9 protein-coding genes are annotated in these 13,684 nt (G+C 70.0%); 5 read left to right on the top strand and 4 right to left on the bottom strand.

All coding sequences use genetic code 11. The features are described from left to right. Nucleotides 1-29 precede the first annotated feature (29 nt). Nucleotides 30-953 carry an LLM class F420-dependent oxidoreductase gene (locus tag DVK44_RS28220; protein WP_114663142.1) on the top strand — a complete coding sequence of 308 codons (924 nt, stop codon included), beginning with the start codon at nucleotides 30-32 and terminating at the stop codon, nucleotides 951-953. 76 nt (nucleotides 954-1,029) lie between these two features. Here the strand turns inward: DVK44_RS28220 and DVK44_RS28215 are convergent, their stop codons facing one another. Then, complete coding sequence (locus DVK44_RS28215) at nucleotides 1,030-2,067, bottom strand: alcohol dehydrogenase catalytic domain-containing protein (RefSeq protein WP_114663140.1); 1,038 nt, start codon at nucleotides 2,065-2,067, stop codon at nucleotides 1,030-1,032. 220 nt (nucleotides 2,068-2,287) lie between these two features. Here DVK44_RS28215 and DVK44_RS28210 point away from each other — a divergent pair, with 220 nt between their 5' ends. After that, complete coding sequence (locus tag DVK44_RS28210) at nucleotides 2,288-3,163, top strand: helix-turn-helix domain-containing protein (protein WP_114663139.1); 876 nt, start codon at nucleotides 2,288-2,290, stop codon at nucleotides 3,161-3,163. A gap of 139 nt (nucleotides 3,164-3,302) precedes the next feature. Here the strand turns inward: DVK44_RS28210 and DVK44_RS28205 are convergent, their stop codons facing one another. Continuing rightward, nucleotides 3,303-6,644 carry a S8 family peptidase gene (locus DVK44_RS28205; protein ID WP_114665498.1) on the bottom strand — a complete coding sequence of 1,114 codons (3,342 nt, stop codon included), beginning with the start codon at nucleotides 6,642-6,644 and terminating at the stop codon, nucleotides 3,303-3,305. Between the two features lie 465 nt (nucleotides 6,645-7,109). On the opposite strand from DVK44_RS28205, the gene DVK44_RS28200 reads away from it, so the two are divergent. From DVK44_RS28200 to DVK44_RS28190, 3 genes are all read left to right on the top strand, one after another. Beyond that, nucleotides 7,110-8,729 (top strand): hypothetical protein, encoded by a 1,620-nt coding sequence (locus DVK44_RS28200; protein ID WP_114663137.1) that lies wholly within the window; start codon nucleotides 7,110-7,112, stop codon nucleotides 8,727-8,729. A 172-nt stretch (nucleotides 8,730-8,901) separates the two neighbouring features. Next, on the top strand, nucleotides 8,902-10,569 hold the full coding sequence (locus DVK44_RS36525) for a hypothetical protein (protein ID WP_162794086.1): 1,668 nt from the start codon (nucleotides 8,902-8,904) through the stop codon (nucleotides 10,567-10,569). A gap of 249 nt (nucleotides 10,570-10,818) precedes the next feature. After that, nucleotides 10,819-11,229 carry an ATP-binding protein gene (locus DVK44_RS28190; protein WP_114663135.1) on the top strand — a complete coding sequence of 137 codons (411 nt, stop codon included), beginning with the start codon at nucleotides 10,819-10,821 and terminating at the stop codon, nucleotides 11,227-11,229. Between the two features lie 31 nt (nucleotides 11,230-11,260). On the opposite strand, the gene argF is transcribed toward DVK44_RS28190, so the two are convergent. Both argF and DVK44_RS28180 read right to left on the bottom strand, forming a co-directional pair. Then, nucleotides 11,261-12,274 (bottom strand): ornithine carbamoyltransferase, encoded by a 1,014-nt coding sequence (argF, locus tag DVK44_RS28185; RefSeq protein WP_114663133.1) that lies wholly within the window; start codon nucleotides 12,272-12,274, stop codon nucleotides 11,261-11,263. Nucleotides 12,275-12,411: 137 nt separating this feature from the next. Beyond that, a complete protein-coding gene (locus tag DVK44_RS28180; RefSeq protein ID WP_114663131.1) occupies nucleotides 12,412-13,656 on the bottom strand; it encodes an arginine deiminase in 1,245 nt (414 codons plus the stop codon). Nucleotides 13,657-13,684 lie beyond the last annotated feature (28 nt).

Here is a 13,684-nt window from a genome sequence, read left to right as displayed (position 1 = left end):
CGTGGTCGACGCCCCGGGTTTTCACTGACATGACTACAGGAGTAACGCTCAACGCGGCCGATGCCGGCAACCAGGTCGACGCCACCGTACGGCTCGCCCGCGAGGCCGCCGCCGCCGGGCTGCGGTCGGCCTGGTTCGGGCAGACCTTCGGTGCGGACTCGCCCCAGCTCGCGGCGATCGTCGGGCGGGAGGTGCCCGGACTACAGGTGGGGACGTCCGCGATTCCCGTGTTCGGCCGCCATCCGCTGCTGGTCTCCAGCCAGGCGCAGACGGCCCAGGCGGCGACGCACGGCCGCTACCACCTCGGACTGGCGCTCGGCACCAAGCTCCTGACCGAGGGCGGGTTCGGTATCCCCTTCGAGCGGCCCATCGCCCGGCTGCGTGAATTCCTCACCGCTCTGCGCGAGTTGACCGAGACCGGCAACGCCGACTTCCACGGTGAGCTGCTCACGGCCACCACCCCCGTCCCCGCACGTGTGCCGGGCGCGGAGGCCGGTGTGCCGCTGCTCGTCGCGGCGATGGGGCCCCAGGCACTGCGGGTCAGCGGGGAGTTGGCGGACGGCATCCTGCCCTATCTGGCCGGGCCCCGCGCCCTGGGTGAGCACATCGTCCCGGCCCTCGTCGCGGCGGCGGAGGCCGCCGGGCGGCCCGCGCCCCGGATCGTCGCGCTGGTGCACGGTGTGGTCACCGACGATGCCGACGCCGTACGCGAGAAGGCCGCCGAACAGCTGGCGTTCTACGAGCAGATCCCGTCCTACGCACGGGTCATCGCGCTCTCCGGCGGGCAGCGGGCCGCCGATGTGGCGGTGATCGGCGACGAGGAGACGATCGCCGCCGAGGTACGGCGCTACCGGGACGCGGGGGCGACGGAGGTGGTGTTCTCGGGCACGGAGATCGCCGGGGACGCCGACAGGCTCCGCACCTGGGAGCTTCTCGGCGAACTGGCCGGCTGAGCGGCCCCGGTCCTCGCCGGACCGGGGCGCCCCTCGCGTCCGCACGAGCCCGTACGGACGCGAGGGGCGCCGGAGGTCAGGGGCGTACGAGGACCTTCAGGGCCGTGCGCTCGTCCATCGCGCGGTAGCCGTCGGGGACGTCGGCCAGCGCGACCGTACGGTCGAAGACGCGGCCCGGTTCGACCTTGCCCGACAGGATGTCCGGCATGAGTTCGTCGATGTACGCGCGCACCGGGGCGGGGCCGCCGGTCAGGGTGATGTTGGGGCCGAACAGGCTGCCGAAGCCGATCGGCGCCTCCTCGTACTGCGGGACACCGACCCGGCTGATGACACCGCCGGGGCGCACCACACCGACCGCCATCTCGTAGGCGCTCATATAGCCGACGGCCTCCAGCACGGTGTGGGTGCCGTCGCCGTCCGTCAGGTCGCGGACCTTCGCGATGCCCTCCTCGCCGCGCTCGGCGACGACATCGGTGGCGCCGAAGTCACGGCCGAGGTCGGTACGGTCCTTGTGCCGGCCCATGAGGATGATCCGTTCGGCGCCGAGCTGTCTGGCGGAGAGCACCGCCAGCAGGCCGACCGCGCCGTCACCGATCACGGTGACGGTGGTCCGCGGGTTCACCCGGGCCATCTTGGCGGCGTGGTAGCCCGTGCCGTACACATCGGACAGGGTGAGCAGCGACGGCAGCAGCGCGGAGTCCTCGGCGACGGGCAGCTTGACCAGGGTGCCCTGGGCCTGCGGCACCCGGACCGCCTCGGCCTGGCCGCCGCCGACACCGCCGTTGCCCCAGAACCCGCCGTGGCGGCAGGAGGTCTGGAAGCCCTCGCGGCAGAACACACAGGTGTTGTCGGAGTAGGCGAAGGGCGCCACGACGAGATCGCCGCGGCGGAGCCCGGAGACCTCCGCGCCCAGCTCCTCCACCACCCCGAGGAACTCGTGGCCCATCGGCGTCCCCTGCTCGGAGACCGGGATGTTGTGGTACGGGTGCAGGTCGCTGCCGCAGACACAGGCGCGCACGATGCGCACGATCGCGTCGGTGGGCTGCTGGAGGACCGGGTCGGGCGCGTTCTCCACGCGCACATCGCCGGGACCGTACATGAATGTGGCGCGCATGCGACACCTTTCGTGGGACGAGGGTGGGGGCGTACGGAGTTCCGCCGGGGCCGCCGGTGGGATTCCGGCGGGTTCCCGGCGGGGTTTCCGCGGGCCGCGGCACCGAGCCTGGCACTCCCGGTCGCGACCGGAAAGAGGAGAGTTCCCTCCTGGGATAGAAACATCCTGGGAGGAAACCCGCCCCCTCACACAGCGGGCACTCGGTGCCAGACTGGGTCCCATGACCCGCGACGCACACCGCGATGAGCTGGGGGAATTCCTCAGGGCCCGCCGGGCCGAGCTGAGCCCCCGGGCCGTGGGGCTGCCCGACAGCGGCGCCCCGCGCCGGGTGCCTGGGCTGCGCCGGGAGGAAGTGGCCCAGCTGGCCTCGATCAGCACCGACTACTACACCCGTCTGGAACAGGGACGGATCCAGGCGTCCGCGCCCGTGCTGACCGCCCTCGCCCGGGTGCTCCATCTGGACGACGACCAGCACGCCTATCTCTTCGGGCTGGCCGGCAAGGACCGGACACGGCCCCGGCGGACCGCCCGGCAGCGGGTGCAGCCGCCCTTGCAGCGGCTCCTGGACGACCTCACCGCGACTCCGGCGATGGTGGTGGGGCGCCGGAAGGACATTCTGGCGTGGAACGCGCTCGCCGCCGCGCTGATCACCGATTTCTCCGGGATCCCGGAGAAGCAGCGCAACTACGTCCGGCTGCTCTTCACCGATCCCGCCATGCGGACGCTGTACCGCGACTGGGAGACCGTCGCCCGCACCTGCGTCGCGCAGCTGCGCATGGAGGCGGCGAAGTATCCGGACGACCCGCGGCTGGCGGCTCTGGTGGGCGAGCTGTCGGTACGGGATCCACACTTCCGCCAGTGGTGGGCCGCCCACCATGTGACGGCCCTGAGTGTGGGGACCAAGGCGCTGTGCCATCCCGTGGCGGGCGATCTCAGCCTCGACTGGGACACCCTCACCGCGAGCACCGACCCCGATCAGCAGCTCATCATCTGGACCGCCGGGGTGGGCACCGCGACCCACGACGGGCTGCGCGTCCTCGCGTCGTGGGCGGCGGATCACGCGGTGTCGAAGTCCGCTCCGGACGGAGCCCGGTAGCCGGTTGGCCGGGCAGCCGGGAGCCGGGCAGCCGGGCCGGTCATGGGTCCGTACGGCCGCGCGCCCGGGGACGCGGTGCGTGTGTCCCCGGGCGCGCGGTGGGCGGTGGTTTCCGTACCCGTCTCCGTGTCCGTACCGGCTACTTGAGCAGGTACGCCTTCACCACGGTGACGTCGTACGTGTTGCCGCTCTTGTCCGTGAGCTTCGCCTTGAAGGAGACGGACTTCGCCTTCTTCGGGTGGGTCAGGGCGAGGCTCCGCTTACCGCTCTTCGTGGTGACGGGGGCCTTGGACCACTTCTTGCCGCCGTCGTACGAGACCTGCACGGCCAGCGACTTGAAGTTCTTCGCCGCCGGGCCCGAGATGGTCAGCGGGACCGTGAACTTCTTGCCCGCCGGCGCGGTGCTCGCCAGGGTGAGCTTCGGGGCGAAACCGACCGTCGAGACCGGCAGGTTCACGACCTTGTCGGCCGCGGGGGCCTTCGAGGTGAACGTCCAGGCCGCCTTGAGGCGGGTGCTGACGCCCGCGACGGAGGTGGCGCGGGTCGCGTCCGTACTCACCGTGAACTTGGCCGACTTGGCGGGCAGCCCGTCGGTGTACAGGCAGAGGTCGGTCTTCTCGTTGACGAGCTTCTTGCCATTGACGGAGAGCACCGACTGCTGCTTGGACGCCTTCGAGAAGCCGAGGTGACCGGCGCCGTCGGAGAACTCGGCTATGCAGGCGAGCATTTCGTTGGCGTACCGCTGCACACCGCTCTCGCCGCCGACCTTCGGGGCGAACACACCGACGTTGAAGGTCTCCGTGTACGTCTTCTTCGCCGCGTAGCTCTTGCCCTTCGCGGCTATCTGGTACGCGTCGATGTTCGAGCCCCGGCTGTTGAGCTGACCGGCGCCGAACGCCCAGGTGAAGCCCTTGGGCGTGGTGACGTAGTTCTTCACCGTGCCGGGCAGGGCGAGCGGGGTGACGGCCGAGCCGAGCCCGAACGTCCCGGAGGGCCCGATCCAGATCGGGCTGGTGTAGCCCTTGCGCTTCTTGACGCTGGCGCCGACCTTGGTGTTCACCGTGGCCAGTTCGCTCTTGGCGGTCTTGTGGGTGAAGCCGGTGTAGAAGGAACCGCCGCGGTTGTAGAGCAGGTTGTAGTTCGCGCCGCCCTTCTGCCAGGTGCCGCCCGTCTGCGAGCTGAACAGCTTCGACGAGACCGACGGGCCGACCTGGCCCACGCGGAAGCCCTTGAAGGAGCCCAGCATCCAGGTGCTGGCGTAGCCGCCGTTCGCCGAATCCAGGTTGAAGTTCACGAACGTGGTGAGGAGCTTGGCGGAGTCCGGCGCCGTGATGCTGATCGGCTTGGCCTTGCGGGCGTCGAAGGTGACCGTGGAGTTCTTGGTGACCGCCAGCTTCGGCTGGACCAGCCAGGCGTATTCCGCGGACTTGCCGCTGCCGGTCGCCACCTCGCCCTCAAGGAGGTACGAGCCCTTGGGGAGCCGGATCTTGGCGACGCCGTCGCTCTTCTTGGCCTCCACGCCCTGCCAGAAGTCGGTGCTGTGGCCGTAGACCGAGGCGCTCGACTTGGAAGGCTTGCCCTTGGCGTCGATGAACTTGACGGTGATGTCGTACGACTCGACCTCGCGGATGGCGCCGAAGCTCGTACGGACGCTCTGGCCGCCCTCGGTGGCCTTCGCGACGACCGAGCCGCCGAAGGCACCGTCCTGGCTGCCCACGCTGGTGTTCGACGTGAGGCCGACACTCGCGGTGCCGCCGGCGGGGACGGTGACCTGCTGGGCGCCGAGGGAGAAGAAGCCGGCCGGAGCCGCCTTGCCCTTGGGGCCGACCGTCTCCAGCGACAGATCGAGGGTGATGTCCTGCGTACCGGTGTTGGCGTACGTGACCGTCTTGGTGACCGGCTTGTCGTTCGTGTGCGGCCACGACTGGGTGCCGAAGTTGAGCGAGGTCTGCTCGCTGACGACGGTCTGGGCGATCGCCTTCGTCAGGTCGGCGCGGCCGGTGCCCTGCTGGTACGGGGTGAGCCCGGCGGTCGGCTTGGCAGAGGCGGTCAGCGCCTGCTTGATGCGCGCCCCCGTCCAGTCCGGGTGCTGCTGGGCGAGGAGGGCGGCGGCGCCCGCGACATGCGGCGTCGCCATCGACGTACCGGACAGCGCCACGTAGCCGTCGGCGGCCGGGTCACCGATGAAGCCCTTGGCGGCCTTCGCGGCGACGATGTCCACGCCCGGCGCGGTGATGTCCGGCTTCAGCGAACCGTCGGCCGTCGGGCCCACGCTGGAGAAGTCGGCGATCCTGTTCTTGCTGTCGACCGCGCCCACGGTGAGCGCCGAGGCGGCGCTGCCGGGCGAACCGACCGTCTGCGCGCTCGGACCCTCGTTGCCGGCGGCGATGACGAAGAGCACGCCCTTCTCGGCGGAGAGCTTGTCGACCGCCTTCTCCAGCGGGTCGGCCTCGACGGTGTCCTCGCCGCCGAGGCTCAGGTTGGCTATCTTCGCGCCCTGGTCCACGGCCCACTGCATGCCCGCGATGATCCCGGAGTCCTCGCCGAACCCGTCGTCGTCGAGGACCTTGGCGTCGATGATCTTCGCGCCGGGCGCGACACCCTTGTACTTACCGCCCGACTTCGCGCCGGACCCCGCCGCGATCGAGGCGACATGCGTGCCATGACCGAAGTGGTCGGTGGTGTTGCCCGAATCCGAGAAGTCCTTCTGCGCGATCTCGACACCCTTGAGATCGGGGTGCGTCTGGTCGACCCCGGTGTCGAGGACGGCGATCTTCACGCCCGTGCCGTCGTACCCGGCCCCCCACGCCGTCGGCGCGCCGATCTGCGGCACGCTCTTGTCGAGCAGGGCCTGCCGCTTGCCGTCCAGCCAGACGCGCTCGATCCCGGGAGCGGTCTCGCGGGCCTCGCTCCCCGGGTCGCCCTCGGCGGTGAGCGCCTCCCAGACGTCGGCGGTCTCGTCCTTCGGCGCGGTGAGCGCCTCGCCGCTGACAGCGGGCAGCGTACGGCGGACGGAGACATCCGCGTCCGCGATGGCGGCCTTCGCCGCCGCCTTCTGGTTCGCGTTCTTCGCGTACGACACGATCAGCGGGAGCGTGGCCCGGTGCGCGTCGTCGTACTGCGCCTTCAGCAGGCCCGTGACATTGAACAGCCGCCGGTCCAGGGTGCCCTGGGAGACCAGCTCCGCGGCGTCGGCCGGCAGCACGTACACCTGGTCGTTGACCCGGTTGACCTTCATCCGGACGTCCTCGCGGCCCTTCGCGGGCTGTACGCGGGTCACCCGGCCCTGGCCGTCGACGTGGACGCGGTCACCGGTGATGAGGGTGACGACGGACGCGCCGGCCTGCCCCCTCGCTTGAGCCTGGCGCGCCTTCGCGGCGAACGCCTGCGCGGCGGCCCCCGACTCGCCGGCGCCGGCGGCCGAAGCCGTACCGATGGTGGCACCGGACGTCAGCCCGGCCGTGAGCACAGCGGCCACCATGACGGCCCCGGCTCTCTTCTTGTACGTACGCAAATCTCCCCCAACTCTTGAGGCGCTTAATCGAACAAAGCCCCGAAGCGCATGCAACCTGAGTATGCACGTACCTGACACAAGCGGAGAAACGACCCCCACCAAGATCCACTCGCCTCGCAACTCACGCCTCAGCGGGCGCGGTTGGGGCGGAACTCGATCTTCAGCAATCACTTCGGCCCGGAAGACGTCGATCAACGCCAACGGGTTCATTCGTACAGCGATCGAATTTCTCGGTACAGCCATGCCTGGGCCCATGGATGGGCCCGGGGGCCCTGCCCGCGAACCCGCCCCGCTCCTACGCTCCTTGCGCCCGGCTACGGAAGCGGAACGCGCGGGTCAAGGCAACGAGGAGCACGGATGCGGGAAAGCGGAGATCTTCCCCTTTGGCATGCCCGGAACACCATAACCGCCCGACGGTCCGGAGACCGAGGGGTGGCCGGTACCGAGTACGTCGCGATGATCCTGATTGTCGCCATGATCTCCGCGGCGATCGTGGTGCTGTCGGTGCCGCAGGACACGGCGACCGGCCTCAAGACGGCGGTCTGCCGGGTGCTTCACCCGCTGAGCGGCGCGGAGGCGTGCTCCACCGGGGACCTGGCGGACGACGGGGACGAGAGGGACGAGGGCGAGAACGGCGAGGATTCCGGCGACGGCGGTGATGAGGGCGACGGTGATGACGGTCCGCCGGTCGTCCCGGCGAACGACCCCTTCGAGCCCGCCAAATGCCTGCTGTCCGAGGACCAGACCAAGGACACCGTCGTCATCCAGATCCTCTTCATCAAGATCAGCAACGCCGAGACGGTCAAGATCCAGCAGTGGTCGGACGGAACCGTCACGCTGGAGCGGGTGACCGACTCCGGAGTCGGCGCCACCGCCTCCGTCTCCGCCGGTATCCCGGGGCTCAAGGACTGGGGCGGCAGCGCCTCCCTCAGCGCGAGTTACATGAGCGGCAAGGGCCAGGGCGGGCAGTGGCTGTTCGCCGGCCACAAGAGCGACGACCCGCAGGCCGATCTGGAGGCCAACCTGGAGGACGCCAAGGCGTTCGCCACGGCGCTGAGGCAGATGGAGGGATGCCGGGCCATCGCCGGCCGGGGCGTCTCCCCCATCGGCCAGGCGTCCTGCATCGACCAGGCCAGGAGCAAGCTCCAGAACACCGATCCGTCGCGGATGCCGGACGTCGACATCACCAAGTCGACCACCGAGCTGTCCGGCGGCCTCAGCCTCGGCAAGTCCTTCACCAAGGGCAAGGACGGCGAGAAGCTCGGCTCCCTGTCCACCGAGCTGTTCAACGCCTCGATGGCCGAGGAGGTCGTCGTGCTGCGCACCAGGACCGGCCCGAGCGCCGGGCAGATCACCTTCGTCTACACCTTCTCCGTCACCGGCAACGGCGGCCAGGGCCTTCAGGGCAAGGGCAGCAAGATGCAGCAGGTCGCCGTCACGTACGACGCCGCCGCGTACGACGAGGAGGAGAAGAACAGCGACCCGCACCGCCCGCAGAAGCTGGTCATCACCACCAGCGAAGAGGCCGGCGAGGGCGCGGGCGTCAAGGTCGGCGGCAGTGTGCCCGCCGGCAGCCTCCCCGTCACGATCGATGTCGGTGGCGGCGGTGGCACCATCCAGTCGCGGATCCACACCGAGTCCGCCGAACTCACCCTCGACAACGACGACGACAGCACCCTCGTCGAGGACTGGCTGCGCGGCCGAGGCGACTTCCCGGCCACCGACGCCCTGCCCAGCCCCTCCGACGCGGCGCGGCCGCTGAACGACGACGCCGGGCCCGTCGAACGGCTGCTGCACGACAGGGCCAAGCTCTCGCGGCTCGACTACGAGGCCAACACCGACTGGTGGAACGCCTCCCTCGGGATCGGCTTCGGTGTGTCGGCGGGACAGGTCACGCTCGGCTTCAAGCTCTTCGGCATCGACATCACCCATGAGCACAAGGAACAGACCATCACCGGCGACCCGACCTACGCCACCGCCCCGCAGAAGGGCGGCGGACGCCCCTGGGTCGAATGGAAGAACTGCACCCGGACCACCCCCGTACCGGTCTGATCCCGGTCCGGTGCCGGTCCGATGCCGGTCCGATACGGGCGGACCGGGCGCCGGACCCCCGGTGACCTGGGCCCACAAGTGGGCCTGCGGGCCCTGCCGTTGGGCCTGGGCCCAATACCTAAGCTGGCGCGGACTCGGGGGAGTTGGCGACTGCGGGAATCGAGGAGTGCGCATGAAGGGAGCCAAGGACCTCCGGGCCTGGCATGCCCATGGCAACACATCCGCCGGCCGGGCCAGGGACAGGGGTGTGGCCGGTACGGAGTACGTGGCCATGATCCTCGTGGTGGCCATGATCGCCGCCGCGATCGTGGTGCTCTCCGTACCGCAGGACACGGCGACCGGCCTCAAGGCGGCGGTCTGCCGGATCCTTCATCCGCTGAGCGGCGCGGAGGCGTGCTCCACCGGGGACCTGGCGGACGACGGGGACGGTGACGGTGACGGCGGGGACGGCGGGGGCGATGACGGCGAACCGCCGGTCGTCCCGGAGAACGACCCCTTCGAGCCGGCGAAGTGCCTGCTGGGCGAGGACCAGACCAAGGACACCTACACGGTCCAGATCATCTTCATCAAGATCAGCGGATCCGAGCAGGTCAAGGTCAGCCAGTGGTCCGACGGCACCGTCACCGTGGAGCGGGTCGTCGACTCCAGTGTCGGTGTCACGGCGAGTATCTCGGCGGGCATCCCGGGCCTGAAGGACTGGGGCGGCAGCGCCTCCCTCAGCGGCAGCTACTCCAAGGGCAGTGGCAGCGGCGGCCAGTGGCTGTTCTCCGGTCACAAGAGCGACGACCCGCAGGCCGATCTGGAAGCCAACCTCAAGGACGCCAAGCAGTTCACCGAATACCTCAAGGCGGCGTCGAAGTGCCAGGCCGCGCCCGCGCGCGCGTGGGGCGCGGAGCTGGGGATGCTGTGCAACCACTCCGCCAACAAGAAGAGGCCCGACCTCGATCCGGAGAAGGCCCCGGACATCGACATCACCAAGGCGACCACCGAGCTGGCCGGCGGGGTGAGCTTCGGCAAGTCCTTCACCAAGGGCAAGGGCGACGACAAGAAGGATCTCGGCTCCATCTCCACCGATCTCTTCTCCGCGTCGATGACCGAGGACGTCGTGGTCATGCGGACCAAGACCGGCCCCGACGCGGGCAAGATCACCTTCGTCTACACCTTCTCCGTCACCGGCAACGGCGGCCAGGGCCTTCAGGGCAAGGGCAGCAAGATGCAGCAGGTCGCCGTCACGTACGACGCCGCCGCCTACGACGAGGAGGAGAAGAACGGCGACCCGCACCGCCCGCAGAAGCTGGTCATCACCACCAGCGAGGAGGCCGGCGAGGGCGTGGGCGTCAAGGTCGGCGCCGGAGCCAACGCCGGTCCGCTCCCGGTGACCATCGACGTCGGTGGCGGCGGTGGCAACATCCAGTCGCGGATCCACACCGAGTCCGCCGAACTCACCCTCGACAACGACGACGACAGCATCCTCGTCGAGGACTGGCTGCGCGGCCGAGGCGACTTCCCCGCCAGCGACGCCCTGCCCAGCCCCTCCGACGCCGCCAAACCCCTCGGCAACGACGCCGGGCCGCTCGAAACACTCCTCCACGACAAGGCCAAGCTCTCCCGGCTCGACTACAACGCCAACACCGACTGGTGGAACGCCTCGCTCGGCATCGGCTTCGGTGTGTCGGCGGGACAGGTCACCCTGGGCTTCAAGCTCTTCGGCCTGGATGTCACCCACGAGGAGAAGAACAGCCGGATCACCGGTGACCCCACCTACGCCACCGCTCCGCAGAAGGGCGGCGGACGCCCCTGGGTCGAATGGAAGAACTGCACCCAGACCACACCCATCTAGGGCGCCTGTCGTGGCGAGAGGCGTGCCGCGCGTGCGGCACGCCTCTCCGTGCGGGGTGGGGCGGTCCGGCGGGTTCCGGAGGCGGAACAGCCCTGTTCAGCGGGACCAAGGTCCCGTGGAACAGGGTCCAAGGTCCTGCCCGGGGTGGGACCCCGCCTCTTGCCCAGCCTTTTACGCTCCGTAAAGTTGAACGTAATAGGACTTACCCGCCCCCGAAGACAGCTCCGTCCCCGATCGGACCCGCCGCCCATGACCGAAGCCGCAGACGCCTCTCCCTGGCGCGTCACGCTGCCGCACAGCGCGGAAGCCGTGCCGCTCGCGCGTGCCCTGGTCCGCACGGCGCTCGCGCATCTGGAGGAGACGACCCACAGCGACACCGCGGAACTGCTGACCGCGGAGCTGGTCGCCAACGCCATCCAGCACACCCGTGACGACCACCCCATCGAGCTGGTCGTGGAGCTGCTCCCGACCGGCTGCCAGGTCGAGGTGCACGACCGGGACCCGGCGCCGCCGGGCAATCTCACGGACCCGGGCGACATGCCCGACCCCTGGCAGGAGGACGGCCGCGGGCTGCTGCTGATCAGCACGCTCAGCTCGGCCTGCGGCCATCGCGCCACGGATCAGGGCAAGGCGGTCTGGTTCACCCTGCCCGCCTGCTGAGCCTTACGCGGCGGGCCTTACGCGCCGGGCCTTACGCGCCGGGAGCCGCCGCGAGCGTCGCGACGAGCACGGCCTTGATCGTGTGCAGCCGGTTCTCCGCCTCGTCGAAGACGACCGAGTGCGCCGACTCGAAGACCTCGTCGGTGACCTCCAGCTCCGTCAGCCCGTACCGCGCGTGGATCTCCCGGCCGACGGCGGTGCCCAGGTCGTGGAAGGCCGGCAGGCAGTGCAGGAACTTCACGCCGGGGTTGCCGGTCGCGCGCAGGACGTCCATCGTCACGGCGTACGGACCGAGCACCTCGATCCGCTCGGCCCAGACCTCGGCGGGCTCCCCCATCGACACCCACACGTCGGTGGCGACGAAATCCGCGCCCGCGACGCCCGCCGCGACATCCTCGGTGAGGGTGATCCTGGCGCCGCTGGCCTGTGCCGCCTTCTCCGCCAGACCCCGGATCTCCTCGCTCGGCCAGTAGGCGCGCGGCGCGACGATCCGTACATCCATCCCCAGCAGGGCGCCCGTGACCAGGTACGAGTTGCCCATGTTGAAGCGGGCATCACCCAGATAGGCGAACACGACCTCGGTCAGGGGCTTGTCGGTGTGCTCGGTCATGGTGAGCACGTCGGCGAGCATCTGGGTGGGGTGCCAGTCGTCCGTGAGGCCGTTGAAGACGGGGACCCCGGCATGCGCGGCCAGCCCCTCGGCGGTCGCCTGGGCGTCCCCCCGGAACTCGATACCGTCGAACATCCGGCCGAGGACCCGGGCGGTGTCCCGGACCGACTCCTTCTTCCCGATGTGCGAACCGGCCGGGTCGAGATACGTCGTGGACGCGCCCTGGTCGGCCGCCGCCACCTCGAAGGCACAGCGCGTCCGGGTCGAGGACTTCTCGAAGATGAGGGCGATGTTCCGGCCGCGCAGCCGCTGGACCTCGGTGCCCGCCTTCTTGGCGGCCTTCAGCTCGGCGGCGAGCGCGATCAGACCGCGGAACTCCTCGGCGGTGAAGTCCAGCTCCTTGAGGAACGAGCGGCCTTCGAGGTGTATCGCCATGGGGCTGCTCCTGGAGCGCGTGAGGGTGACGGGAAAACAATGGAGCCGTAACTATATACGATGCCCCGTATTGCTATACAGCGCGCCCCGGAGCCCCCGCCGCACAGGTCGGCGCCTCGGAGCCACCGCCGCACACGTCAGCGCGGTACGGCGTCCCGCTCCACCGGGCAGCTCATACAGCGCGGCCCGCCCCGCCCCCGCCCCAGCTCGCCGCCCGGGATCTCGATCACCTCGATGCCCTGCTCCCGCAGATGCGTGTTGGTGGTGACGTTCCGCTCGTACGCGACGACCACCCCCGGCTCGACGGCGAGCACATTGCAGCCGTCGTCCCACTGCTCGCGCGCCGCCGAGTGGATGTCCTGGGTGGCGGTCAGCACCCGGACACGGGCCAGCCCGAGCGCCGCCGCGATGGCCCGGTGCATATGCTCCGGCGGATGGTCGGTGACCTTCAGCTCCTGCCCGTCGCCGCCCGGTTCGATGGTGTACGAGCGGAGCATGCCGAGGCCCTCGTACTGGGTGAAGGTCTCCCCGTCGACCATGGTCATCACCGTGTCGAGATGCATGAACGCCCGCCGCTTGGGCATGTCGAGCGCCACGATCGTCTGGGCGGACCCGGTCGCGAAGAGCCCGCGCGCCAGCATCTCGACGGCCTGCGGGGTGGTCCGCTCGCTCATCCCGATCAGCACCGCGCCGCGGCCGATGACCAGGACGTCCCCGCCCTCGATGGTGGAGGGATAGTCGTCCTGCCCCTCCGACCAGTGGTGGAACGCCCCGGCCGGCGCCCCCGGGCCGGCGAAGAGCGGATGGTGCTTGTAGACGGCCTCGAAGTGCACCGTCTCGCGCTGCCGCGCCGGCCAGCGCATGGCGTTGATGGACACCCCGTCATAGATCCAGGCGGAGGTGTCCCGGGTGAAGAGATGGTTGGGCAGCGGGTCGAGCAGGAAGTCGTCGAGATCCATCACATGGAAACGGACCGAGACCGGCTCGGCGTGCCGCTCCAGGAAATCCCGCTTGGTCATCCCGCCGACCAGCGCTTCGACCAGCTCGTCCGTCGGCAGCCCGTCGAAGATCTCCCGGAGATGTCCCGTGGCGAGTGGACCGTACTCCTTCTCGTCGAAGACCCGGTCCAGGACGAGCGAGCGCGCCACCGGCACCTCCAGCGACTCCCGGAGCAGCTCGCCGAAGAGATGGACCTGAACGCCGCGCTCCCGCAGGACCGCGGCGAAGGCGTCGTGCTCCTCCTGGGCGCGCCGCACCCAGAGCACGTCGTCGAAGAGCAGCGCGTCCTTGTTGTCCGGTGTGAGCCGCTTCATCTCCAGACCGGGTCGGTGCAGTACGACGCGGCGCAGCCGCCCGGTCTCCGAGTTCACCTGGAATCCCATGCCCCCATCGTGACGCGCTCGCCCCGCG

It is taken from the genome of Streptomyces paludis (genome assembly GCF_003344965.1).
Classification (GTDB): Bacteria; Actinomycetota; Actinomycetes; order Streptomycetales; family Streptomycetaceae; genus Streptomyces; species Streptomyces paludis.
Note: the sequence above shows the minus strand (reverse complement) of the source record. Positions and strands in the feature narration are given on the sequence as shown.